This is a genomic window from Kocuria sp. CPCC 205297, from assembly GCF_040981035.1.
Taxonomy (GTDB): Bacteria; Actinomycetota; Actinomycetes; order Actinomycetales; family Micrococcaceae; genus Kocuria; species Kocuria marina.
This window is the reverse complement of record NZ_JAVKPY010000009.1, coordinates 101606-125937: the sequence shown is the minus strand read 5'-3', so window position 1 is coordinate 125937 and position 24332 is coordinate 101606. Positions and strand designations below refer to the sequence as shown.

The 24332-nt window shown below is 69.7% G+C and carries 19 protein-coding genes; 16 read left to right on the top strand and 3 right to left on the bottom strand.

From position 1 onward, the window contains the following. Window positions 1-7: 7 nt before the first annotated feature. From RF650_RS10090 to RF650_RS10050, 9 genes are all read left to right on the top strand, one after another. Window positions 8-739: a type 1 glutamine amidotransferase gene (locus tag RF650_RS10090; protein WP_368814827.1), complete on the top strand. Its 732-nt coding sequence runs from the start codon at window positions 8-10 to the stop codon at window positions 737-739. A gap of 86 nt (window positions 740-825) precedes the next feature. Beyond that, complete coding sequence (locus RF650_RS10085; protein WP_064846326.1) at window positions 826-1587, top strand: YebC/PmpR family DNA-binding transcriptional regulator; 762 nt, start codon at window positions 826-828, stop codon at window positions 1585-1587. A gap of 4 nt (window positions 1588-1591) precedes the next feature. Next, complete coding sequence (gene ruvC, locus RF650_RS10080; RefSeq protein WP_240918839.1) at window positions 1592-2317, top strand: crossover junction endodeoxyribonuclease RuvC; 726 nt, start codon at window positions 1592-1594, stop codon at window positions 2315-2317. Between the two features lie 184 nt (window positions 2318-2501). Continuing rightward, on the top strand, window positions 2502-3143 hold the full coding sequence (gene ruvA / locus RF650_RS10075; RefSeq protein WP_368814826.1) for a Holliday junction branch migration protein RuvA: 642 nt from the start codon (window positions 2502-2504) through the stop codon (window positions 3141-3143). A 2-nt stretch (window positions 3144-3145) separates the two neighbouring features. After that, complete coding sequence (gene ruvB, locus RF650_RS10070) at window positions 3146-4246, top strand: Holliday junction branch migration DNA helicase RuvB (protein WP_131333937.1); 1101 nt, start codon at window positions 3146-3148, stop codon at window positions 4244-4246. Between the two features lie 104 nt (window positions 4247-4350). Further along, window positions 4351-4923, top strand: a complete 573-nt coding sequence (gene yajC / locus RF650_RS10065) for a preprotein translocase subunit YajC (RefSeq protein WP_242670423.1) — start codon at window positions 4351-4353, stop codon at window positions 4921-4923. Between the two features lie 102 nt (window positions 4924-5025). Next, the gene (gene secD, locus RF650_RS10060) at window positions 5026-6939 is read left to right on the top strand and encodes a protein translocase subunit SecD (RefSeq protein ID WP_368814825.1); all 1914 of its coding nucleotides are present in this window, start codon (window positions 5026-5028) and stop codon (window positions 6937-6939) included. Beyond that, window positions 6936-7970, top strand: coding sequence for a protein translocase subunit SecF (secF, locus tag RF650_RS10055; protein ID WP_131332989.1), 1035 nt, complete (start codon window positions 6936-6938; stop codon window positions 7968-7970). The genes secD and secF overlap by 4 nt, the downstream gene beginning before the upstream one ends. A gap of 262 nt (window positions 7971-8232) precedes the next feature. Beyond that, a complete protein-coding gene (locus tag RF650_RS10050) occupies window positions 8233-10686 on the top strand; it encodes a bifunctional (p)ppGpp synthetase/guanosine-3',5'-bis(diphosphate) 3'-pyrophosphohydrolase (protein WP_368814824.1) in 2454 nt (817 codons plus the stop codon). Here the strand turns inward: RF650_RS10050 and RF650_RS10045 are convergent. After that, window positions 10676-11299: a type IV toxin-antitoxin system AbiEi family antitoxin gene (locus RF650_RS10045; protein WP_368814823.1), complete on the bottom strand. Its 624-nt coding sequence runs from the start codon at window positions 11297-11299 to the stop codon at window positions 10676-10678. The two genes, RF650_RS10050 and RF650_RS10045, sit on opposite strands and share 11 nt — an antisense overlap. 226 nt (window positions 11300-11525) lie before the next feature. Next, the gene (locus RF650_RS10040; RefSeq protein WP_368814822.1) at window positions 11526-12947 is read right to left on the bottom strand and encodes a DUF349 domain-containing protein; all 1422 of its coding nucleotides are present in this window, start codon (window positions 12945-12947) and stop codon (window positions 11526-11528) included. 252 nt (window positions 12948-13199) lie between these two features. Between RF650_RS10040 and hisS the strand changes: the two genes are divergently transcribed. From hisS to RF650_RS10020, 4 genes are all read left to right on the top strand, one after another. Then, window positions 13200-14555 carry a histidine--tRNA ligase gene (gene hisS / locus RF650_RS10035; RefSeq protein WP_064845898.1) on the top strand — a complete coding sequence of 452 codons (1356 nt, stop codon included), beginning with the start codon at window positions 13200-13202 and terminating at the stop codon, window positions 14553-14555. 196 nt (window positions 14556-14751) lie between these two features. Beyond that, entirely contained in the window at window positions 14752-16569 is a 1818-nt protein-coding gene (gene aspS, locus RF650_RS10030; protein ID WP_368814821.1) for an aspartate--tRNA ligase, read from the top strand. A gap of 221 nt (window positions 16570-16790) precedes the next feature. Continuing rightward, complete coding sequence (gene dtd, locus RF650_RS10025; RefSeq protein ID WP_064845897.1) at window positions 16791-17243, top strand: D-aminoacyl-tRNA deacylase; 453 nt, start codon at window positions 16791-16793, stop codon at window positions 17241-17243. A 47-nt stretch (window positions 17244-17290) separates the two neighbouring features. Next, the gene (locus tag RF650_RS10020; protein WP_286737737.1) at window positions 17291-18823 is read left to right on the top strand and encodes a replication-associated recombination protein A; all 1533 of its coding nucleotides are present in this window, start codon (window positions 17291-17293) and stop codon (window positions 18821-18823) included. A 23-nt stretch (window positions 18824-18846) separates the two neighbouring features. Here RF650_RS10020 and RF650_RS10015 read toward each other — a convergent pair whose 3' ends face one another. Continuing rightward, a complete protein-coding gene (locus RF650_RS10015; RefSeq protein ID WP_368814820.1) occupies window positions 18847-19815 on the bottom strand; it encodes a sugar-binding transcriptional regulator in 969 nt (322 codons plus the stop codon). Between the two features lie 227 nt (window positions 19816-20042). Between RF650_RS10015 and RF650_RS10010 the strand changes: the two genes are divergently transcribed. The 3 genes from RF650_RS10010 (at window position 20043) to glpK (ending at window position 24241) form a co-directional block, all read left to right on the top strand. Further along, window positions 20043-21719: a glycerol-3-phosphate dehydrogenase/oxidase gene (locus RF650_RS10010; RefSeq protein WP_206398907.1), complete on the top strand. Its 1677-nt coding sequence runs from the start codon at window positions 20043-20045 to the stop codon at window positions 21717-21719. A gap of 161 nt (window positions 21720-21880) precedes the next feature. Beyond that, on the top strand, window positions 21881-22615 hold the full coding sequence (locus tag RF650_RS10005; protein WP_064845912.1) for an MIP/aquaporin family protein: 735 nt from the start codon (window positions 21881-21883) through the stop codon (window positions 22613-22615). A 126-nt stretch (window positions 22616-22741) separates the two neighbouring features. After that, window positions 22742-24241 carry a glycerol kinase GlpK gene (gene glpK / locus RF650_RS10000; RefSeq protein WP_207387903.1) on the top strand — a complete coding sequence of 500 codons (1500 nt, stop codon included), beginning with the start codon at window positions 22742-22744 and terminating at the stop codon, window positions 24239-24241. The last annotated feature ends 91 nt before the right edge of the window (window positions 24242-24332 follow it).

Genomic DNA, 24332 nt, shown 5'->3' with positions numbered 1-24332 from the left:
GGACACCGTGGCACACGACACCGCCGGGGCGCTGCGCATCGTGCAGCTCTACCCCCGGGACATGAACATCTACGGCGACTGGGGCAACACACTCACGCTCAAGCGCCGCGCCGAACGCCGCGGCCTCGAGACCGAGATCGTGGACTACAACCCCGGCGACCCGTGGCCCGAGAACGCCGACCTCTTCGTGGGCGGCGGAGGACAGGACTCGGGACAGTTCCGCGTGGCCGACGACCTCGTCGTGGTGGCACCGCGACTGCACGAGGCCGTGGCCCGAGGCGTGCCCATGCTCGCGATCTGCGGGCTCTACCAGCTCTTCGGGCACAGTTTCCGCACGGGGGCCGGGGAGACACTGTCCGGGATCGGGATCTTCGACCTCGAGACGGTGGCCGGTCCGGAACGGCTGATCGGCAACATCGTGACCGAGTCCGCGGACCTGGGCACGATCGTCGGCTACGAGAACCACTCGGGGCTCACCCACCTGGGCGCCGGGCAACAACCCCTCGCGAGTGTCGCCTCGGGGGCCGGCAACAACGGGCAGGACGCCACGGAGGGTGCGCGCACCGCGAACGTGCTGGGCAGCTACCTGCATGGGTCGCTGCTGCCCAAGAACCCGCGCGTCGCGGATTTCCTGCTCGCGGCGGCGCTCGAGCTGCGCGGCGAGACCCTGCCGGAGGGGGAACTCGACGACACGCTCGCCCAGCGCGCCCGCGACGTCGCCGCGTCGCGCCCGCGCTGACGGGCCACGCCCCGCGCTCGTTATCATGGAGGTCGATCCGTGTCCGGCCCGCAGGGGCCGGACGCATTCTTTCGAGGAGGTCATTCATGTCAGGTCACTCCAAGTGGGCCACGACCAAGCACAAGAAGGCGGCGATCGACGCCAAGCGCGCCAAGGCGTTCGCCAAGTACATCAAGGGGATCGAGGTCGCGGCCCGCATGGGCGGCGCGGACACCTCGGGTAACCCCGCGCTCGAACTGGCGGTCTCCAAGGCCAAGAAGAACTCGGTGCCCAACGACAACATCGACCGCGCGATCAAGCGCGGCGCCGGGCTCACGGGCGAGACGATCGACTACACCGAGATCCTCTACGAGGCCCGCGGCCCGCAAGGCACCGCGCTGTACATCGAGTGCCTCACGGACAACAAGAACCGCGCGGCCTCCGAGGTGCGCGTGGCCGTGACCCGCCACGGCGGCACCATGGCGGACTCCGGTTCCGTGGCGTACCTGTTCGAGCGCAAGGGCGTGGTGGAGGTCGCCAAGACGGACGGTCTCACCGAGGACGACGTCCTGATGGCCGTGCTCGACGCCGGCGCCGAGGAAGTGCTCGACGAGTCCGACGACTTCGAGGTGGTCAGCGAGGCGACCGACCTGCCCGCTATCCGCACCGCCCTGGACGAGGCCGGTCTCGAGTACAACAACGACGACCCCCAGTTCCGCCCCACCATGAAGGTGGACCTGGACGCCGAGGGCGCCCGCAAGTTCCTCAAGCTCGCGGACGCGGTCGAGGAGCTCGACGACGTGCAGAACGTCTACTCGAACGCCAACATCCCGGCCGAGGTCATGGCCGTGCTCGAGGACGACGAGTAATTCCGTGAGTCCCGTGGTGGCCCGGCAGTCCCAACAGCGCGTGCTCGCGGTGGACCCCGGTCTCACCCGGTGCGGTTTCGCCGTGGTGGACATGTCCGCGCAGCGAACCGGAACGTTCGTGCACGTCCAGGTGAGCGGGACGCGCGCGCACGAGGCCCTCGAACACCGCGTGCTGTCGATCATGCGGGCCGCCGAGGAACTCATGGACCGCTTCCGCCCGGACGTCGTGGCCGTGGAACGCGTGTTCGCGCAGAACAACGCTCCCACGGTCGTGGGCACGGCCCAGGCCACGGGCGTCGTGATCGCCGCGGCCGCGGCGCGGGGCATCCCGGTCGCGTGGCACACCCCGTCCGAGGTCAAGGCCGCGGTCACCGGGGACGGCTCCGCGGACAAGGAATCGGTGAACCGCATGGTCGTGCGCATCCTGCGCCTGGACGCCCCGCCGCGGCCCGCGGACGCCGCCGACGCGCTGGCCCTGGCCGTGTGCCACGGGTGGCGCGGTGGGATGGCCGGTGTCAACGCGGCCGAGCGCACGTCCACCCACTCGGGTTCGCGCCCGATGCAGACCCGCCGGGGTGCCGCACTGACTCCGGCGCAGCAGGCGTGGCGACGCGCCGAGACCGCGTCGCGAGCCCCCGGTGCCACCGCGCCGCGCGCATCAGGTACGGCCGCGTCCCGCGCGCCGGGCGCAGCGACCGGTACCCGCGGGCGGCGCGGCCGGGTGTCCTGAGCCTCCCGTTGCGGGCCCGCCTCACGAGCGGGAGCACTCGTTCCGGGTGTCCCCGGCGCTTGGTACAGTGACGGGCAGGAATTCGTACACGTGTTCGAACGGCGCGCCACGTCCTGCCCCAGGTCGCGGCGCGTTCGGACACACCGACGTTCTCGGCCGGCGGCCGTGGGAGGGGAGGGGCACCGTGATCGCCTCGATAACCGGTGAGGTGCGTTTCGTTGGCGCCACGTTCGCCGTGGTGGAGGTCTCGGGCTTCGGCATCGAGGTCAACGCGAGCCCCCGCACGCTCGCCGGGCTGCGGGTCGGTGCCACCGCGCACCTGCACACCGCGTACATCGCCCGCAAGGACGAGGCGCCGGTGCTGTTCGGTTTCGCCCAGGCGGACGAGAAGGAGATCTTCTCCGTCATGCTCGGGGTCTCCGGGGTGGGCCCGCGCACCGCGCTCGCCGCGGTCTCTGTCCTCGGGCCCGACGACGCCCGGCGCGCGATCGCCGCCGGCGACGACAAGGCCTTCACGGCCGTCCCCGGGATCGGACCGAAGTCCGCGCGGCGCATCGTCCTGGAACTCGCGGACAAGCTCGTCCTGCCGGACCCCGCGCCGCAGCAGAGCGCACAGCCCGGCATGCAGGTGTGGCGTGAGCAGGTCGTGGACGCTCTCACGGGTCTGGGCTGGAGCGAGAAGGACGCGGCCCGCGGGATCGACGACGCCCTAGAGACCCAGCCGGAACTGGCGGAGTCCGCCAACGTGGCCGAGATCCTGCGCGCCGTGCTGTCCTGGCTCGGCACCGCCAAGGCCACGTCCCACACGCGGACCAGGGGGCGGTGAGCATGGCCGTGGAGGAACGTGGATCGGTGGGCCAACAACGTCTCGTGGGCGCCGAGGGCGACTACGACGACCAGCAGCTCGAGGCGTCCCTGCGCCCGGGGACCCTGCACGACTTCGTGGGGCAGAAGCGGGTACGGGCGCAGCTGTCCCTCGTGCTCGAGGCCTCCAAGCTGCGCGGGCGCACCGCGGACCACGTGCTGCTGTCCGGGCCTCCAGGCCTCGGCAAGACGACCCTGGCCATGATCATCGCGCAGGAGCTGGATGTCCCCCTGCGGATCTCGTCCGGTCCCGCGATCCAGCACGCCGGTGACCTCGCGGCCATCCTGTCCTCCCTGACCCACGGGGAGGTGCTGTTCCTGGACGAGATCCACCGGATGTCCCGGCCCGCGGAGGAAATGCTGTACATGGCCATGGAGGACTTCCGCGTGGACATCGTGGTGGGCAAGGGCGCCGGTGCCACGTCCATCCCGCTGGACCTGCCCCCGTTCACGCTCGTGGGTGCCACCACCCGCGCGGGGCTGCTGCCCGGGCCACTGCGCGACCGGTTCGGCTTCACGGGTCACCTGGAGTTCTACTCCGTCGAGGAACTCGAGCTCGTGCTGCGCCGTTCGGCCGGGCTGCTCGACCTCACCATGACGAGCGAGGCGTTCACGGAGGTCGCGTCGCGCTCACGCGGCACCCCTCGTATCGCCAACCGACTGCTGCGGCGCGTGCGGGACTGGGCGCTCGTGCACGGCGTGGTGCGCATCGACGCGCGGGCCGCCGGATCCGCACTCGACATGTACGAGGTGGACGCCCGGGGTCTGGACCGCCTGGACCGCAACGTGCTCTCGGCCCTGGTGAACAAGTTCAACGGCGGCCCCGTGGGGCTGTCCACCCTGGCGATCGCCGTGGGGGAGGAGACCGAGACGGTCGAGACCGTCGCGGAACCATTCCTGGTCCGCGAGGGCCTGCTCGGTCGCACCCCGCGCGGGCGGATCGCCATGGCCGCGGCGTGGGAGCACCTGGGACTCGACGTCCCCGAGCACGCTGCGTTCAAGGACCCGGCGCTGAAAACCGCGCTCGCCACCGAACCGGACTCGGAGGATCCGTCCAGCACGTGACCAGATCCATCCCCTAAGCTGGGGAGGATCGGCCGGGACCTTCGCACCCCTGCGCAGTCGTGCCCGGTCGCGCTGTACGTGCACCTCGACAGAACGGATCCTTCGTGACCATCCTCGCTCAGACCCAGGACGCTGCCGGTGGCGGCGCCGGAACCGCATGGTTCCTGCCCGTGATGCTCGTGGTCATGGTCCTGCTGCTGTGGCTGCCCATGCGCCGACAGAAGAAGGCCCAGGCCCAGATGAAGGCCAAGCAGGCCACCATGGAGCCGGGCACGCGCGTGATGACGAGCTTCGGTCTCTACGGCACCCTGCGGGACATGGACCGGGAGAACAACAAGGCAGTCCTGGAGGTCTCCCCGGGCCAGCTCGTCACGGTGCACTCCCAGACCGTGACCACCGTGGTGGACGAGCTGCCCGCCGAGTCCGCGGCCACCGCCGCCCCCGGCGTGGTCGAGGCGGAGTCCGTCCAGGCCGGTACCCCCGAGGCGGCCGGTTCGGCGCATCGCGTGGATCCGGTCGACCCCGTGGACGGTTCCACGGCCGCCGGCGAGCAGGGCACTACCCAGCGCGGCGCCACCCAGCCCGGCACCACACCGGGCGCGGCGGCCCCGGATGCCTCGCAACGGACCTGGCGCGACGCCGGCGACCGCGACGATCGCGGTAACCCCACTACCTGATTTCCCCCCCCCCCCCACCGGGACACGGGCCGAGGACCTCGGCCCGTTTCTCATGTGTCGACCGGGCCGCGGCCCCGGTCGAGGACACGTTGAAGGACACCAATGGCAGTAGAGAAGAAGGCGCAGACCCCGGGATCGCGTGGCGGGTCCCGTTGGCGGCGCACCAAGGCCTCCAGCACGTCGGAGGGGACCCCCGGGAACGGGACCACAGCGGCGAACGGCACGTCCGGTCGGAACGGGACGGGTACCGCGAAGCGGCGCCCCCGCTCCGGAGCGGGGGCGTCGGCGGCGCGCAAGGCCCTGGTGGCCCTTGCAGCGGTGATCGCGATCCTCGCCGGGGTCCTCGTCTACGGTGTGACGACCGACCGCACCGGGTGGGCGCCCAAACTGGCGCTGGATCTCGAGGGTGGCACGCAGATGGTGCTCTCGCCCACGCTGCAGGGGGAAAACTCCGGTCAGGACATCTCCCAGGAGCAGCTCGACCAGGCGGTCGAGATCATCCGCCAGCGCGTGGACGGTGCGGGTGTCTCCGAGGCGGAGATCACCACGCAGTCCGGGCGCAACATCGTGGTGTCGATGCCCGGTGTGCCCTCGTCCGAGACGCGTGAGCTGATCCAGACCTCCGCGCAGATGGCGTTCCGTCCCGTGATCGTCTCGGGCTCCGGCGCGGCCACCCCGGAGAACCAGCGCACCGACCCCACGTCGATCCCCCAACCGGAGGGTGAGCCCGAGAACTCGTCCGACCCCAAGTGGGTCACGCGGGATCTCTTCGCCAGGTACGAGGCGCTCGACTGCAGCGCGCCGCGGCCCCAGGAGGAGCGCGCCTCCCAGCCGCAGGACAAGGCGATCGTGGCGTGCGATCCGCAGAGCAACGCCAAGTTCATCCTGGGCCCCGTCGAGATCCCCGGCACGGACATCGCCACGGCGTCCTACGCACAGGCGTCCAACTCCCAGGGCCACGCGACGGGCGGGTTCGCCGTGAACCTGCAGTTCAACGACGAGGGCACGCAGACCTTCAAGGAACTTTCCGAACGGCTCTACGGACTTGGCCAGGGTGGACAGAACGGTGCACGCAACCGGTTCGCGATCGTGCTGGACGGTTCCGTGGTCTCCGCGCCGACCATGAACGCCGTGATCACGGACGGTCGTGCGCAGATCACCGGCAGCTTCACCGAGGACGAGGCCAAGTTCCTGTCCGAGCAGTTGAAGTACGGTGCGTTGCCGGTGTCCTTCTCGATCGACTCCGAGCAGCAGATCTCCGCAACCCTGGGCAGTAACCAGTTGCGGATGGGCATCATCGCGGGGCTGATCGGTCTGGCGCTCGTGTGCATCTACTCGCTGTTCCAGTACCGCTGGTTGGGTCTCGTGACCATCGCCTCACTCGTCGTGGCTGGTGTCGTGACCTACCTGGCCATCACCCTGCTGGGGTGGGGCGCGAACTACCGGCTGTCCCTGGCCGGCGTCGCGGGTCTCGTGGTGGCGATCGGTCAGACCGCGGACTCGTTCATCGTGTACTTCGAACGCATCCGTGACGAGATCCGCGCCGGGCGCACGATCCCGGCCGCCGTGGACCACGGCTGGCAACGCGCGCGCCAGACGGTGCTCGCGTCCAAGGCCGTGAACCTGTTGGCCGCCGTGGTGCTCTACTTCGTGGCCGTGGGCAATGTGCGCGGCTTCGCGTTCACGCTCGGTCTCACCGCGATCGCGGACCTGCTGGTCGTGTTCCTGTTCACCCACCCGATCATGGTGTTGCTCGCACGCACGCCCTACTTCGGCAACGGCGCGCGGCACTCCGGTCTGGATCCCGAAGCGCTCGACGCCGTCCCGCTCTACCGCGGCGCCGGCCGGCTGCGCAGCCACGAGGACGGTGACGGTCTCACGATCGCCGAACGACGACGCCGCGCAGCACAGCAGGCGAGCGCAGCGCCGTCGTCCACCGCCGGAGCCCACGGGAACACGTCCGTCGGCTCCACCGCGGCCACCGCCCGTCCCGATTCCGAGGAGACCCAGCGATGAGCAACCGACTCGCGCGTTTCGGCAATGACCTGCACAGCGGGCGCAGGTCCTACCCCTTCGTCCAGAAGCGGGGACCGTGGCTCGCCGTGAGCCTGGCCCTCGTGGTGATCTCCGTGCTGATCCCCGTGATCAAGGGCGGGTTCAACCTGGGGATCGACTTCACGGGCGGCTCCGAGTTCACGGTCTCGGACGTGTCCACCACGGACGTCTCCCTGGGCGAGCGGGCGGTCGCGGAGACCCCCGGTGCCCACGAGGCGACCGTGACGAACATCGCCCCGGGCACTGTGCGGGTGCAGACTCAGCAGCTCGACGACGACCAGACCCTGACCCTGAAGAACAAGTTGCAGGACGCCTACGGCGTGGGCGAGGACCAGGTGACCTCCAACTTCGTGGGACCCACGTGGGGCCAGGGTGTCACCCGGCAGGCCCTGTGGGGACTCGTGATCTTCGTGGTGCTCGCGCTCGCACTCATGGCGCTGTACTTCCGCACGTGGAAGATGTCCGTGGCCGCGATCGCGGCCATGCTCTTCACGATCGTCATCACCGCGGGTGTGTATTCCCTGGTGGGTTTCGAGATCACCCCCTCCGCGGTGATCGGCTTCCTCACGGTGCTGTCCTACTCGCTCTACGACTCCGTGGTGGTCTTCGACAAGGTGCGTGAGAACACCGCGGGGCTCGTGGGCGGCAGCGCCCCGGAGGAACGCAGGAAACGCACGTTCGGGGAACAGGTCAACCTGGCCGTGAACCAGACCCTCGTGCGCTCGATCAACACGTCCGTGGTGGGCATCCTCCCCGTGGGGTCCATCCTGTTCATCGGTGCGTACCTGCTCGGGGCCGGAACGTTGAAGGACCTCTCGCTGTCCCTGTTCGTGGGCATCATCGTGGGCACGCTCGCCACGCTGTTCGTGGCCGCGCCCCTGTACTCGTGGTTGCGAGACCGCGAAGCCGGCGTGCGGGAGCAGACCCGCCGGGTGCTCGAGCACCGCACGGGCGAGGCCCCTCCGGTGAGCGCGGATCCCGTGGAGGTCTGACGCGACACCTCGCACTCGTGGCCGGTCGCGCATGGCGTGACCGGCCACGTGCGCTGTGACCGAACGGTGCGGGCGACGACGTCGCTCAGGACCGCGTCCGCGGCACGTGAGCACTGCGTCCGCGGCGCGTCCGTACCGTGTCCGTGGCACATCCGCACCGTTGTCCGCGGCGTGTCGGCGCGGGCTTAGACTGGGACATCAGCCCGCGGGGGCTCATGCCCGGCTTCCCGCGGTCGCGGCGACGATGAGGAGGCCACGGATCATGTCCAGCCAGTCCGAGAACGGTGGTGCCCAGGCACCCCTGGGCTCCGCGGTCACGTCCTCCGGCGCGCCCTCCGCTCAAGAGGCGTCCCGTCCCAATGCCGCCCCGCCCGCTCGCCCGAGTGTCGCGCGCGGTGACTTCGGGGGCACCCATTTCGTCCTACCCGCCTCTCGGCCCGTGTTCGGGCGGGCGGTCTTCCCGGGGCGCAGTGAACGCACCCGCTCGACCCTCTCGGTGCTCAGCGGTGAATCGGTCCCGAGCTCGCCCATCCTGGTGCCCCTGCTGCGCACGGTGCAGAACACGCATCCCGGGGAGGACCTCTCGGTCCTGGAGCGGGCCTTCACGGTCGCGGACACCCACCACGAGGGACAAAAGCGCAAGTCCGGGGACCCGTACATCACCCACCCGGTGGCCGTGACCACGATCCTCGCGGAACTCGGGATGACCGGTGCCACGCTCGTGGCCGGTCTACTGCACGACACCGTGGAGGACACGTCCTACACTCTCCAGCAGGTGCGCGAGGAGTTCGGCGAGGAGGTCGCCGCGCTCGTGGACGGCGTGACCAAGCTGGACAAGATCCAATACGGGGAGAACGCGCAGGCGGAGACCGTGCGCAAGATGATCGTGGCCATGGCCAAGGACATCCGCGTGTTGGTCATCAAACTCGCGGACCGTTTGCACAACGCCCGGACGTGGCGCTTCGTGTCCTCCGAGTCCTCCGGGCGCAAGGCGCGCGAGACCCTCGAGATCTTCGCGCCGCTGGCCCACCGACTGGGCATGAACACGATCAAGTGGGAGCTCGAGGACCTGTCCTTCGCGGCCCTGCACCCCAAGGTCTACGAAGAGATCGTGCGCATGGTGGGGGAACGCACCCCCGAGCGCGAGCGTCACCTCGCGGAGATCCGCGGTCAGATCGCCGAGGCGCTGGACGCCTCCGGCATCGAGGCCACCATCACGGGCCGGCCGAAGCACTACTACTCGATCTACCAGAAGATGATCGTGCGGGGTAAGGACTTCGACGAGATCCACGACCTGCAGGCCGCGCGCGTGCTCGTGAACTCCGTGCGCGAATGCTACGCGGCGTTGGGCGTGCTGCATGCCAAGTGGCGGCCGCTGCCCGGGCGGTTCAAGGACTACATCGCCATGCCCAAGTTCAATATGTACCAGTCCTTGCACACCACGGTGATCGGACCCGCGGGGCGTCCCGTGGAGATCCAGATCCGCACCCACGAGATGCACCGCCGCGCCGAGTACGGCGTGGCCGCGCACTGGAAGTACAAGGACAAGGTCAACCAGGCGAACTCCGCGACCCCCAAGGCCAAGGAGGGTGAGCTGAACTGGCTCAGCTCCCTGGTGTCGTGGCAGGAGGAGGCCAAGGACTCCTCGGACTTCCTGGACTCGCTGCGCTATCAGATCAACACCGCCGAGGTGTACGTGTTCACGCCCAAGGGCGAGGTCATGGCCCTGCCCACGGGGTCCACGCCCGTGGACTTCGCGTACGCGGTGCACACCGAGGTGGGCAACCGCACGATCGGCGCGCGCGTCAACGGCAAGCTCGCCCCGCTCTCCTCCCGGCTGCAGCACGGGGACCGCGTGGAGATCCTCACGTCCAAGTCGGAACAGGCCGCTCCGTCCCAGGACTGGCTCAAGTTCGTGGGCTCCCCGCGGGCGCGCACCAAGATCCGGCAGTGGTTCTCCAAGGAACGCCGCGAGGAAGCGATCGAGCGGGGCAAGGACCAGCTCACCCGGGCGCTGCGCAAACACCACCTCCCGCTGCAGCGCACGGTCACGAGCGAAGCGCTGCTCGCGGTGGCCCAGGACTTCAACCGCGGCGACGTGGCGGCGCTCTACGAAGCCATCGGTTCGGACGCCGTCGGCGCCCACCAGGTCGTCGACAAGTTGTTGCAACACCTGGGCGGGGCCGAGGGCACGGAGGAGGACCTCGCCGAGACCACGCGGGTGACCCACCCCGTGCGCCCCGGCGTCTTGGACGCGGGTGTGCTCGTGCAGGGGGCCTCGGACGTCTACGTCAAGATCGCCCGGTGCTGCACCCCGGTGCCCCCGGACGAGATCGTGGGTTTCGTCACGCGCGGGTCCGGGATCTCAGTGCACCGCAAGGACTGCGCCAACATGCGGGTCATCCCGGAGGACGACGACCGGATCAAGGACGTCTCGTGGGCGCCCACCCAGTCCTCCCTGTTCCTCGTGGAGATCCAGGTGGAGGCCCTCGACCGCAAGTCCCTGCTCTACGACGTGACCAAGGCGCTGTCGGAGAACCACGTGAACATCCTCTCGGCCCAGGTGCACACCTCGCGATCCCGGTTGGCGATCTCCCGGTTCTCGTTCGAGATGGGGGACACCCGCTACCTGGACCACGTGCTCAACCAGGTGCGCCGGATCGACGGCGTCTACGACGTCTACCGCACCTCGGGACACCGCCCGGTCAACTCCTGACGGGTCCGCCCGCGCGTCCGGCCTCGAGCGCCCGTGCGAGCTTGCGGACGCGAGCGATCGCGACCCGGCGCCCCGGCAGCTTTGCCAGGGCCTCGAGTTCGGCGAGCAGGTGCTGCGGTGAGCAGTGCAGGCGCGGTGCGCTCAGTAGGGCGAGCAGAGCGGCGTCGCCGGCCGGGCCGGTGACGTGTATCGCGAGGTCCATGGCGGTGCGCAGGGGAGTGGTCAGTGTGATGCCGTGGTGGACCACGAGGTCCCGCGGCGCGAACCCCGTCTGGTGGATCACGAGGCCCGGCGGCACCGTGGTGGTCGTGCGCGCGGACTTGTCCACGAGGATCGTCACGGGCGAGGGCTCGGGTGCGCAGCGGTAGAACCACGCGGCTCCGAGCCGCCCCAGCACACCCCGCCGTTGCAGGTGCCCGGGCACGACCCTGCTCACCACCGTGGCTCGCAACTGGAGCGTGGGGGCGGTGGTCGCGGGTACGTAGGCGTCGAGCAGTTCGCGGCGCAACAAACCGTCCTCGGTCATCGCGCTCAGTTCGGCGCGGCTGAACGGGTGGCCCGGGAGCAGGACGAGGGGCGCGGTGGTGCCGCGAGCGGTGAGCACGGAGGTCATGGACCCATCCCACCCCACGGCGAACCGGAAGGGCAGGGCAGCGCACCGATTGTGGAGAACGCCCGTGGGCCGAGACCTGCGGCGCGCTCCCACGCCACGGTGCGCGGGCCGGTGCCGTACGCATCGCGCGCCGAGGCGAGGAACGCCCCCACCCTTAGGAACCAGTGGAACGCCCCCGTCCCGGCACACCGGGGACGGGGGCGTTCCTGCAGTCAGCGGCAGAAAATCAGCGCAGTTCGGACGCCGAGGCCTGCAGCGTGGCGAGCCACTGCTCGCTCGTGGCCAGGTCCTTCTCGAGGGACGCGGCCCTCTTGGTGTTGCCACCCGCACGGGCGGCCTCGAGGGCAGCGCGCTGGTCGGCGATCTTGTTCTCCAGCTGGGACAGCATGGAGTTGGAGCGCGCCTTGGTCTCGGGGTCGGTGCGCCGCCAGCGGTCGTCCTCGGCCTTCTTCACGGCGTCCTCCACGGCGCGCAGTTCGTTCTCCACGCGGCGCATGTGGGCGCGCGGGACCTTACCGGCCTCCTCCCAGCGCTGCTGGACGGACGCGAGCTGCTTCTTGGCGGCGTCGAGGTCCTTGACGGGCAGGATCTGCTTGGCCTCGGCGAGCAGCTGCTCCTTGACCGTGAGGTTGCCCGCGTACTCCTGATCGATCCGCTCGTTCGCGGCGGTGCGCGCGGAGAAGAACGCGTCCTGGGCGGCGCGGAACCGGGCCCACAAGGCGTCGTCCTCCTTGCGGGACGCGCGCGGGGCCTCCTTCCACCGGTCCATGAGCTCTCGGTACTTCCCGGCGGTCTCACGCCACTCGGTGGACGAGGACAGCGCCTCGGCCTCCTTGATCAGGCCCTCCTTGACGCGCTTGGCCTTGGCGTTGGTCTCGTCCAGAGACGAGAAGAAGGCCTTGCGGTGCCGGTCGAACGTGGTGCGGGCCTTGCGGAAGCGCTTCCACAGGGCGTCCTCGTCCGATTTGGACAGGCGTCCGCCCGAGCGCTGGTGGTCCTGCCACTGCGAGAACAGCTCCGCCATGCGCGCGGACGAGTGCTTCCACTGCGTCTTGGCGGGATCCTGCGCGGCGACCTCCTCGGCGGCCTCCACGATCGCGGTGCGGTGCGCGAGCTGCTGCGCCTTGGCGGCCTTGGTCTCCTCGCGTTCGCGGTTCAGGGCCACTTTGATCGCGTCCTCGAGGGTATCCAGGCGCGTGGAGAGATCCGTGAGATCGCCCACCATGGTGTGCGCGTCCACCTGCTCGCGCACATGGTCCACGGTCTTGCGCATGTCACCGGCGGGTGCCTTGGCGGCGATGCGCTGTTCAAGCAGTGCGACCTGCGCCTCGGCGTCGTCGAACTTGCGCGCGAAGTACGCGAGCGCCTCGTCCGGCGTGGCGTCCGGGAACTGCCCGCACGCGTACTCGGTGCCCTGCACGCTCACGTACACGGTGCCGTTCTCGTCCGCGCGGCCGAAGGCCCGAGCGCGTTCCACGGAATCGGCCGGGGCGAGCGCGGCGTGGGTGCCCTCCGCGGGACGTGGCTGAGCCGCCGCCGTTGCGGGCGCGGGTGCCGCGCTCGAGGTGGGTTTGGGGGTCGACGGCGCCGCGGGGGTGGCCGGTCCCGGGACGGGACGGCGGTCGTCGGATTCAGTACGTTCTGTCACCGCTACAACTCTTTCTGCACGACCCCGCCGGCGCTGCCCGCAGCTGCGGGCGTCGCGGTGGGGTTTCCCATGGTGGACACCGGCCATCCTATCGAGCCGCGCGGCTTAGACTGGCAGCTGACACCGTCCGCGCTCGCGCATGCCCCGGTTCCGGGGGTTGCTCGTACGACGACGCCGCGCCGCCCGGGGCTTCCACGGCGCACAGGCCGAGCCCCGGACCGCCCGAGACCCACTACCGAGGAGTTCCCACCCATGGCCCGCACCACGTCTCTGTCCGGTTTCCCCGAATGGCTCCCGGAGGAACGGATCGTGGAGCAACACGTGCTGGACTCCCTGCGCAGGACCTTCGAACTCCACGGCTTCTCCTCGATCGAGACGCGCGCGGTGGAGACCGTGGAGCAGTTGCTGCGCAAGGGTGAGATCGACAAGGAGGTCTACGGGGTCTCCCGGCTGCAACAGGACGAGGACTCCTCGCGCGAGGACGCGCTGGCGCTGCACTTCGACCTGACCGTGCCGTTCGCCCGCTACGTCGTGGAGAACAGTGGCTACCTCACGTTCCCGTTCCGCCGCTACCAGATCCAGAAGGTGTGGCGCGGCGAGCGCCCCCAGGAGGGCCGGGCGCGCGAGTTCACCCAGGCGGACATCGATGTGGTGGGGGACGGCACGCTCGCGTTCCGCTACGACGTGGAGCTCGCGCTCGTGATGATCGAGGCGCTGTCCGAGCTGCCCATCCCGCCGTTCGTGCTGCGGGTCAACAACCGCAAGCTAGCCGAGGGTTTCTACCGCGGTGTGGGTCTCACGGACGCCCCCGCGGTGCTGCGTGAGATCGACAAACTCGAAAAGATCGGTGCCGAGCAGGTCTCCCGAAATCTCCAGGACACGGTGGGTGCCACGCCCGAGCAGGCGGAGGCCGCGCTGTCCCTCGCGGCGATCCGCACCGAGGACACGTCCTTCGTGGAGCGCGTGCGGGAACTCGGTGTGAGCAACAACCTGCTGGACGAAGGCCTGAACGAACTCGCCGAGGTCGTGGGGGAGGCCTCCCGCCGCGCCCCCGGCAAAGTCGTGGCGGACCTGTCCATCGCCCGCGGTCTGGACTACTACACAGGCACCGTGTACGAGACGGTCCTCGTGGGTCACGAACAGCTCGGTTCCGTGTGCTCGGGTGGTCGCTACGAGTCCCTCGCGTCCTCCGGGAAGAAGACTTACCCCGGTGTGGGCCTGTCGATCGGTGTGACCCGGTTGGTCACCCGGATTCTGTCCCGCTCCATGGCCCAGGCCTCCCGTTCGGTGCCCTCCGCGGTGCTCGTGGCCCTGAACGACGACGCATCGTGGTCCGCCGCGCAGGACGTCGCCGGGCAGTTGCGCGCTCGCGGGATCGCGACCGAGGTGGCCGCCACGGCCCAGAAGTTCGGCAAGCAGATCCGCTACGCCGAGCGCCGCGGCATCCCGTTCGTGTGGTTCTCCTCGGTGGCCGAGGACGGGAGCCCGACCCACGAGGTCAAGGACATCCGCTCGGGCGAGCAGGTGGCCGCGGACCCCGCATCGTGGCAGCCGCCCGCCGAGGACCTGCACGCCACGGTGCTGCGCGCGGCCACGACGGACGACTGACGCCGGCTCTGTCCTCCGAGAGGCGTGCCCGCGCGCGACGGCCGTGCGCTCGCGGCGTCGGCTTGTAGACTCGCGGGGACGGGAGCACGCCCTGCTCCGGGGCGCCCGATCCGGTGCGGCTCCGCGGGCACTCGGTGCGACGCGCTCCGCCGGCCCGCGATCCCGACCATCCCATTGATTGAAAAGGTGAATGCACTTGTTGCGAACGCATGAACTCGGCACGTTGACCGTCGAGAACATTGGACAGACCGTCACGCTGGCGGGCTGGGTCGGCCGGCGCCGCGACCACGGCGGCGTGGCGTTCGTGGACCTGCGTGACGCCTCCGGCGTGGCGCAGGTCGTGGTGCGTGACGAGGAGCAGTTCCACCAGCTGCGCAACGAGTACGTCTTGCAGGTCACGGGCACCGTGGAGCGCCGCCCCGAGGGCAACGAGAACCCCAACCTGCCCTCAGGTGAGGTCGAGGTCATGGTGGATGAGCTCACCGTGCTCAACACCGCGGCCCCCCTGCCGTTCCAGATCGACGAGCACGTGGAGGTGGGCGAGGAAGCCCGCCTGAAGTACCGCTACCTGGACCTGCGCCGCCCGGAGCCCGCCCGCATCATGCGGCTGCGTTCCGAGGTCAACCGGGTGGCCCGCACCCTGCTGCACGAGCAGGGCTTCACCGAGGTGGAGACCCCCACCCTCACCCGTTCCACTCCCGAGGGTGCCCGTGACTTCGTGGTGCCGGCACGGCTGTCCCCGGGCTCCTGGTATGCGCTGCCGCAGTCCCCGCAGCTGTTCAAACAGCTGCTGCAGGTGGGCGGGATCGAGAAGTACTTCCAGATCGCCCGCTGCTACCGGGACGAGGACTTCCGCGCGGACCGCCAACCCGAGTTCACCCAGCTGGACGTTGAGGCCTCCTTCGTGGAGGAGGACGATGTCATCGCCCTGGGCGAGCAGATCGTGACGTCCCTGTGGGCTCTGATCGGCGTGGACGTCTCGACCCCCATCCCGCGCATGACCTACGCCCATGCCATGGCCGACTACGGCTCCGACAAGCCGGACCTGCGCTTCGACCTGAAGCTCACGGAGCTCACCGAGTACTTCAAGGACACCCCGTTCCGCGTGTTCCAGGCCCCGTACGTGGGTGCCGTGGTCATGCCAGGCGGTGCATCCCAGCCCCGCCGCCAGCTCGACGCGTGGCAGGAGTGGGCCAAGCAGCGCGGCGCCAAGGGCCTCGCCTACGTGCTGTTCAAGGAGGACGGCGAGATCGCCGGGCCGGTGGCCAAGAACATCTCGGAGGAGGAGAAGGCCGGACTCGCGGAGGCCGTGGGCGCGAAGCCCGGCGACTGCGTGTTCTTCGCCGCGGGCGGAGCCAAGACCTCCCGCGCGCTGCTCGGTGCCGCGCGCGTGGAGATCGGCCACCGCGTGGGCCTGATCGACGAGAATGACTGGGCCTTCGTGTGGATCGTGGACGCGCCGCTGTTCGAGCCCGCGTCCGAGGCGGTCGAGTCCGGCGACGTTGCCGTGGGCTCCGGTGCGTGGACCGCCGTGCACCACGCGTTCACGTCCCCCAAGCCCGAGTTCATGGACACCTTCGACACGGACCCCGGCTCCGCGCTGGCCTACGCGTACGACATCGTGTGCAACGGCAACGAGATCGGCGGCGGTTCCATCCGCATCCACCGCCGGGACGTGCAGGACCGCGTGTTCCGCGTGATGGGGCTCAGTGAGGAGGACGCCCGGGAGAAGTTCGGCTTCCTGCTGGACGCCTTCCAGTTCGGCGCGCCCCCGCACGGCGGCATCGCCTTCGGCTGGGACCGCGTGGTCGCGCTGCTCGCGGGCACCGAGTCCATCCGGGACGTCATCGCGTTCCCCAAGACCGGCAACGGCTACGACCCCCTGACCGCCGCGCCTGCGCCCATCACGGCGCAGCAGCGCAAGGAAGCCGGCGTGGACGCCAAGCCCGAGCCCAAGAAGGCCGAAGCGCCGCGCGAGGCAGCCTCCGCCGACAAGGGCGGCGACGCGAAGTAACGCCATCGACACGTGACACCGTCGCTACTCGCTGCGGGGCCGCCGATCCGGGATGTCCCCCCGAGGTCGGTGGCCCCGCAGCCTTCGTGCGCGGTCCGGTTGCGTGACCCGCCGCGCTCGCGGGACGACCGGTTCCACTCCCGGGGCAACCCGTTTCCCCATGGGACGGGCCGTGTCAGCAGTGGGACGGTGCCGGGGTGCGAGTGTGATGGACTGGGGGCATGAGAATCGTGCTACAGGTGGCGTCGCGTGCCAGTGTCGCCGTGGGGGAACGGGGCACGGGCGAGATCACCGGCCCCGGACTCGTCGCACTCGTGGGGGTCACCCACTCGGACACCCCGGAGATCGCCGCGCAGCTCGCGGCCAAGATCGCCGGGCTGCGCATCCTGCCGGGAGAGACCTCGTGCGAGGACCGCTCGGCCCCGGTGCTCGTGGTCAGCCAGTTCACGCTGTACGGGGACGTGCGGAGGGGGCGCCGACCGTCGTGGTCCCGCGCCGCCCCCGGGGACGTGAGCGAACCCCTCTTCGACGCCTTCGTGGCGGCGCTACGTGAGCGCGGTCTACCGGTGGAAACCGGGGAGTTCGGTGCGCACATGGAGGTCTCGCTCGTCAACGACGGGCCCGTGACCCTCGTGGTGGACAGCGACGAGCTGCAGCGCCCGCGTCGCGGCTGAACCCGCGGCGGCCCGTGCGTGTCCGAGGCTGGCAGTAGGGTCGAGGCGTGAGCGATGCATTGTTCGACGTCCCGGATCCCCTGAGCGAGGACGGGTCCGGCCCATCCGCCCACGCGAGGGATCGGACCCCGTCCCGCGCGCGCTCCCGCGCACCGCTCGCCGTGCGCATGCGCCCCCGCACCCTGGACGAGGTCGTGGGCCAGAAGCACCTGTTGCGCACCGGCTCGCCCCTGCGCGGACTGACCGCGGGTCGCTCGGGACCGACCGCGGCGTCGTCGGTCATCCTGTGGGGCCCGCCGGGCACGGGCAAGACGACGATCGCGCACGTGATCGCGCGCGGCCACGACACCACCTTCGTGGAGCTGTCCGCCGTCACGGCCGGGGTCAAGGACGTGCGGCGCGTCATGGACGAGGCGCTGACCGCGCGCGACCTGCACGGGCGGACCACGGTGCTGTTCCTCGACGAGATCCACCGGTTCACCAAGGCGCAGCAGGACGCGCTGTTGCCCGGGGTCGAGAACGGGTGGGTGGTCCTCGTGGCCGCCACGACCGAGAACCCCTCGTTCTCCGTGATCGCACCGCTGCTCTCGCGCTCCCTGCTGCTGACCCTGCAACCGCTCGAGCGCCCGGACATCGGGGAGTTGCTCGACCGCGCGGTGACCGACCCGCGCGGGCTGGACGGTGCCGTCGTCCTGAGTCCGGAGGCGCGCGAGCACCTGCTGGACGTCTCGGGGGGAGACGCGCGCAAGGCGCTCACGTCTCTCGAGGCGGCTGCGGCGGTCGCGCTCTCCCACACGGCGGCGTTGGACGACGACGCCGATGGCGCCGCGCGTTCCGGGGCCGAGGGCCCGGGCACGGAGGGTTCGGGAGCCGAGGTATCGGACGACGGCGCGGCCGAGCCCGGGGCAGCGGGCGAAACCCCCGATGCATCGGTCGTGACCGTGACGCTGGAGCACGCGCAGGAGGCCGTCAACCGCGCGGCGGTGCGCTACGACAAGCAGGGCGATCAGCACTACGACGTCGTGAGCGCGTTTATCAAATCGATCCGCGGCTCGGACGTGGACGCCGCGATGCATTACCTGGCCCGGATGATCGAGGCCGGGGAGGACCCCCGGTTCATCGCGCGCCGGTTGATCATCAGCGCGTCGGAAGACATCGGTCTCGCTGACCCCGCGGCGCTGCAGACCGCGGTCGCGGCCGCCCAGGCCGTGCAGTTAATCGGGATGCCCGAGGGGCGGATCCCGCTCGCCGAGGCCGTCGCACATCTGGCCACCGCACCCAAGTCGAACGCCGCGTACCTGGCCATCGACGAGGCCATCGCGGACGTCCGCGCCGGACGTGCCGGGCCCGTGCCCCCGCACCTGCGGGACTCGCACTACCCGGGCGCGAACGAGCTCGGCCACGGCGCGGGCTATGTCTACGCCCACGACACGCCCAACGCGGTGGCCACCCAGCAGTACCCGCCGGACGAGCTCGTGGGGAAGGACTACTACCGGCCCACGGGGTACGGCCACGAACGAGACCTGGCGCAGCGCGTGATCCGGTTGCGCGACATTGTGCGCGGCGGCACCCGGCCGTAGGGCGCGGCTACGACGGTGGGTGGTCAGGGCCGTGCTCCCGCGCCGTCCACGTGGTCCAGCACGTCCTTGGCGGTCAGGTCGTCGATCACCAGGTCCGTCACCGCGCCCGACCGCAGCGCACCCACGATGCCGCGCACCTTGTGCCGCCCGGACACCACGCACACACGGCGGGGGATCCTGGAGAGATCCGCGGGGGTGGGTCCGGAGGCCCGCCGGTTCAGCTCGATGTCCGAGTAACTGCCGTCCTCGCGGATGAAGACGGTGCAGATGTCCCCGACGACGCGGTGCGCGCTCAGACTGCGCAGCTCGGACGAGCTGAGGTGGCCCTCCGTGTAGACCTGGGACAGCACCGGGCCGTGGAAGGCCCCCACGCTGAACACCGCCAGGTCAACACTCGCCCGGGCCGCGAGGATGCGGCGGACCGAGGATTCCTGCCAGAGCAGCGTCCGAGTCTGTTCCCAGTCGAAGAAAGCGGGGGTCGGGAACGGGTACAGCTCGGCGTTGAAGGCCTGCGCCAACGTCGAGAGCAGTGGGGCGGACGTATCCGTGCCGGCCGTCCGCGGCCCGGCGGCCCCGTTGAGCTGCACCACCGAGACGTCCTGGGTGTTGGTGTGGCGCACGTGAGAGGCGATCGCGGAGGTCGTGGTGCCCCACGCGACCCCCAGGGACGTCCCATCCTGGACCCACGACGCGAGTAGTTGTGCGGTGTAGCGCGAGACCGCGTCGAGTCGTTGGCCGCTATGCGACGCCCGCTGGGTCCCCGCGATGTGCGCCGTGACCCGGAACGTGTCGTGGATGCGACGGGACAGCCGGTCCGTGGGTGTGTCGGGTGGGCGCAGGGTGATCGTCACGATGCCCCTGGCTTTCGCATCCGCCAGCATGCGCGAGACCGTGGACCGTGAGACCCCCAGCCGCTCGGCCACGGCACCCATGGTCATGTCCTGCACGAAGTACAGTTCCGCGGCGTGGTAGAGCAGTGAATCGTCGTGCATCGCCCCTCACCTCCCGTGCACACATGTGCAAATAGGTTGAGCATACGTGCATCGGCGCGACATGGTAGTGCGCACGGCTACGAAATGGGATGTACGTCACATCCCAGTGCGTAGCGTGGTCCGCAAGAACTGCGGGCCACACCGCATCCACACCGACATTGAGTGAGGAAGATACTGTGACTGCCACCCAATTGAATTCCGAGACCCGTCAGGCCGCGCTCCGTGAAATGAGCGAAGGGGCCGAGTTGGACGTCCTGGTGATCGGCGGTGGCATCACGGGTGCCGGCATCGCGCTGGACGCGGCCACGCGAGGGCTGCGCACCGGCATCGTGGAGGCCCAGGACTGGGCGGGAGGGACGTCCCGCTGGTCGTCCAAGCTGGTCCACGGTGGCCTGCGCTACCTGCAACAGTTCGACTTCAAGCTCGTCACGGAGGCGCTGCACGAACGGGAGCGCCTGCTGTACACGCTGGCTCCCCACCTGGTGAAGCCCGTCCCCTTCCTCTACCCGATCCTGCACCGGTTCTGGGAGCGCCCGTACGTGACGGCGGGCGTCGGTCTCTACGACACCCTGGCCCACGTGGGCTCCAAGGTCGCGTCCATGCCCTTCCACCGTCAGCTCTCGCAGCGCGGCGTGAAGGAGGCGTTCCCCAGCATCAAGCCGGGCGTCATGGTGGGCGCCGTCAAGTACTGGGACGGTCGCGTGGACGATGCCCGTCTGGTGCTGACGCTCATCCGCACGGCCGTGGGCTACGGCGCCCTGGCCGCGACCCGCACGCGAGTCACGGAACTCCTCAAGAACGACGACGGCGCCGTCGTGGGCGCGCGCGTCACGGACCTCGAGGCCGGCACGCAGCACGAGATCCGCGCCCGCAAGGTCATCGCGGCCACCGGCGTGTGGACCGAGGAGACCCAGGACATGGCCCACACGGACGGGGGCCTCAAGGTGCTCGCATCCAAGGGCATCCACATCGTGGTGCCCCGGGACAGGATCCGCGGTGAGGTGGGCCTGATCCTGCAGACCGAGAAATCGGTGCTGTTCGTGATCCCGTGGGAGCACTACTGGATCATCGGCACCACAGACACCCCCTACGAGCAGGACATCTCGGCCCCCGTGGCCACGGCCGCGGACATCGACTACGTACTCGAACACGCGAACGTGGTCCTGGACGAGCCCCTGACCCGGGACGACGTCATGGGCACCTACGCGGGTCTGCGGCCGTTGCTGCAGCCGGGCGTCAAGGAGGGCACGGAAACCGCGTCCACCAAGATCTCCCGCGAGCACACGGTCGCGGAGGCGACGCCGGGGCTGATCTCGATCGCCGGCGGCAAGTTGACCACCTACCGCATCATGGCCCAGGACGCCGTGGACTTCGCGCTCGGCAAGGAGCGCGCCAAGAGCCTGCCCTCGGTCACCGACCGGACGCTGCTCCACGGTGCCAACGGGTACGTTCCCATGACTCGGCAGGCGGACCGGATCGGCGCACGCCACGGCTGGAGCGACGACATGGTCGACCACCTGTTGAACCGCTACGGATCGGCCATCACGGAGATCGAGGACCTCGTGGCGGAGCAGGAGGATCTGGCCCGGCCGCTCGCGGCGGCGCCCGCCTACCTGCGGGCCGAGGTGGTCCAGGCGGCGCGGCACGAGGGTGTCCTGCACGTCTCGGACGTCTTCGAGACCCGGACCCGGATGTCCTACGACCAGCCCGATCACGGTCTGGCCGCGGTCGAGGAGGTCGCCGATCTGCTCGCCGCCGAACTGGGCTGGGACGACGCCCGTAAGGAGCAGGAGATCCAGGCCTACCGCGCCGTGTGCGCCGCCGAGGACGCCGCCGCGCAGACCACGGACGACGCCTCCGCGGCGGCCGCGCGCAGCGCAGCCCCCTCGCTCAACACCCTGTGACGTAGGCGGGCGTCCCATTCCCGCCGACACCGCTTCCCGGTGGCTCACGCCATGGGGAGGCGGTGTGTCCAAATCACCCACCAACGACACGAACTGCAAGGAGTCAATCCATGACCACTTTGAACGCGATGCTGCCCATGGAGGCGGCGGAAGTGGTGCCCCTGGGTACGGTGTTCTGGTCCGAAGTCCTGGGCACCGCACTGCTGACCCTTCTGGGTGTCGGTGTCGTGGCCAACCACCTCCTGGGCAAGACCAAGGGCAATGCCGGCGGCTGGTTGCTCATCAGCTTCGGGTGGGGTCTCGCCGTGTTCGCCGGCGTGTACGTCGCCTGGCAATCGGGCGCCCACCTGAACCCCGCCGTGACGGTCGGCATCTGGGCCTCCGGAGCCGATGTCTACGCGCCGGGGGTGGCCATCACCGCCGCGTCGACCGTGGTCTACCTGGCCGCCGAGTTCCTGGGTGCCTTCCTGGGTGCCGTGGTTTGCTGGATCGCGTACAAGCAGCACTACGACGAGCCGCTGGACCCGGCCGCCAAGCTGGGCACGTTTTCCACCGGACCGGAGATCCGCTCCGCGGGGTGGAACGTGCTGACCGAGGTGATCGCCACGTTCGTCCTGGTCTTCGTCATCCTCATGTTCGGCGGGACCCCCTCCGGCCTGGGCCCCCTGGCCGTGGCGCTGCTCGTGGTCGGGATCGGTGCGAGCCTCGGCGGCCCCACCGGCTACGCGATCAACCCCGCGCGTGACCTGGGCCCTCGCGTCGCCCACGCGATCCTCCCGATCCGAGGTAAGGGTGGTAGCGACTGGGGCTACGCGTGGGTCCCGATCGTGGGTCCCATCCTCGGCGCGTTGCTCGCCGGCGGTGTCTTCCAGTTGTTCCCGGGTGCGGCTTTCTGATCCCCTGAACGCATCCCCATCGATTCCCGCCCCTCGACCCAAGGAGTGAGCACCATGAACACATCAAACACCACCAAGACCGCCCGAGGTACCAGGACCACAGGTTCTGGTGATCCCCAGTACGTGATGGCCATCGATCAGGGCACCACGAGCACCCGCGCCATTGTCTTCGACCATTCCGGCACCATCATGGGTGTGGGCCAGTACGAGCACCAGCAGATCTTCCCTCGCGCCGGGTGGGTCGAACACGACGCACAGGAGATCTGGCGCAACACCCGCCGTTGCGTCGCGGACGCGCTCGCAGAGACCGAGCTGACCAAGGACGATCTCGCCGCGGTGGGTATCACCAACCAGCGCGAGACCACTGTGGTGTGGGACAAGAACACAGGCAAACCCGTGTATAACGCGATCGTGTGGCAGGACACTCGCACGCAGGAGATCGTAGACGAACTCGCCAAGGACGGCGGGGAGGAACGCTTCCGCGAGCTCACGGGTCTGCCCCTGGCCAGCTACTTCGCCGGTCCCAAGGTCAAGTGGATCTTGGACAACGTGGAGGGCGCCCGTGAGCGCGCCGAGGCCGGGGACCTGCTCTTCGGTACGACCGACAGCTGGCTCGTGTGGAACTTGACCGGCGGCTCCGAGGACGGGGTGCACGTCACGGACGTAACGAACGCGTCCCGAACCCTGCTTATGAACATCGACACCCTCGAATGGAACGAGGAGTTGTGCGAGACCGTGGGCGTGCCCATGTCCATGCTCCCAGAGATCCGGTGCAGCAGCGAGGTCTACGGCAAGGGCCGCGCCCGCGGGTTCCTCAAACAGGTCCCGATCGCTGGCATCCTGGGTGACCAGCAGGCGGCCATGTTCGGCCAGACGTGTTTCGAACCCGGGATGGGCAAGAACACCTACGGCACCGGCAGTTTCCTGCTCATGAACGTGGGGGAGACCCCGGTGCGTTCCGAGCACGGATTGATCACCACCGTGTGCTACCAGATCGAGGGCGAGAAGCCGGTCTACGCGCTGGAGGGTTCCATCGCGGTCACGGGTTCGCTCGTGCAGTGGGTGCGGGACAACCTGGGGCTGATCCAGGACGCCAAGGAGATCGAGCCGCTCGCGCGCGCGGTCGAGGACAACGGCGGGGCGTACTTCGTCCCCGCGTTCTCGGGTCTGTTCGCACCGCACTGGCGTCCGGACGCCCGCGGCGCCCTGGTGGGGCTCACGCGTTACGTGCGCAAGGAGCACATCGCCCGTGCCGTGCTCGAGGCCACCGCGTACCAGTCCCGTGAGGTGGTCGAGGCCATGAACAAGGACTCCAAGCAGGACCTCACGGAGCTGCGCGTGGACGGTGGCATGACGGCCAACGAGCTGCTCATGCAGTTCCAGGCGGATCAGCTGGGCGTGCCCGTGATCCGGCCGAAGATCACTGAGACCACGGCCCTGGGTGCGGCGTACGCGGCCGGTCTCGCCGTGGGCTTCTGGGCGGACCTCGAGGAGATCTCCCGCAACTGGGCCGAAGAGAAGCGCTGGGACCTCCAGGGGGACCGTGAGCAGCAGGAGAAGCTGTTCCGCAACTGGGGCAAGGCCGTGACCAAGTCGCTCGACTGGGTGAACGAGGACGTGGACTGAATCGGCTATAGTGGACGGTTGGCTGGCACGTCTCGTCGGCGCACTCCCGGAACCCGTGGCACCCTCACGATCCCGCGCGTGCCCGGCGGAC

Excerpts from the sequence above, each read along its gene's own strand:
- RF650_RS10045 (WP_368814823.1), bottom strand. The coding sequence starts at position 11,299 with ATGACCTCCGTGCTCACCGCTCGCGGCACCACCGCGCCCCTCGTCCTG.
- RF650_RS10015 (WP_368814820.1), bottom strand. The coding sequence starts at position 19,815 with ATGCACGACGATTCACTGCTCTACCACGCCGCGGAACTGTACTTCGTG.
- RF650_RS10085 (WP_064846326.1), top strand. The coding sequence starts at position 826 with ATGTCAGGTCACTCCAAGTGGGCCACGACCAAGCACAAGAAGGCGGCG.
- RF650_RS10010 (WP_206398907.1), top strand. The coding sequence starts at position 20,043 with ATGAGCGAAGGGGCCGAGTTGGACGTCCTGGTGATCGGCGGTGGCATC.
- ruvB (WP_131333937.1), top strand. The coding sequence starts at position 3,146 with ATGGCCGTGGAGGAACGTGGATCGGTGGGCCAACAACGTCTCGTGGGC.
- secD (WP_368814825.1), top strand. The coding sequence starts at position 5,026 with ATGGCAGTAGAGAAGAAGGCGCAGACCCCGGGATCGCGTGGCGGGTCC.
- RF650_RS10050 (WP_368814824.1), top strand. The coding sequence starts at position 8,233 with ATGTCCAGCCAGTCCGAGAACGGTGGTGCCCAGGCACCCCTGGGCTCC.
- secF (WP_131332989.1), top strand. The coding sequence starts at position 6,936 with ATGAGCAACCGACTCGCGCGTTTCGGCAATGACCTGCACAGCGGGCGC.
- glpK (WP_207387903.1), top strand. The coding sequence starts at position 22,742 with ATGGCCATCGATCAGGGCACCACGAGCACCCGCGCCATTGTCTTCGAC.
- hisS (WP_064845898.1), top strand. The coding sequence starts at position 13,200 with ATGGCCCGCACCACGTCTCTGTCCGGTTTCCCCGAATGGCTCCCGGAG.
- dtd (WP_064845897.1), top strand. The coding sequence starts at position 16,791 with ATGAGAATCGTGCTACAGGTGGCGTCGCGTGCCAGTGTCGCCGTGGGG.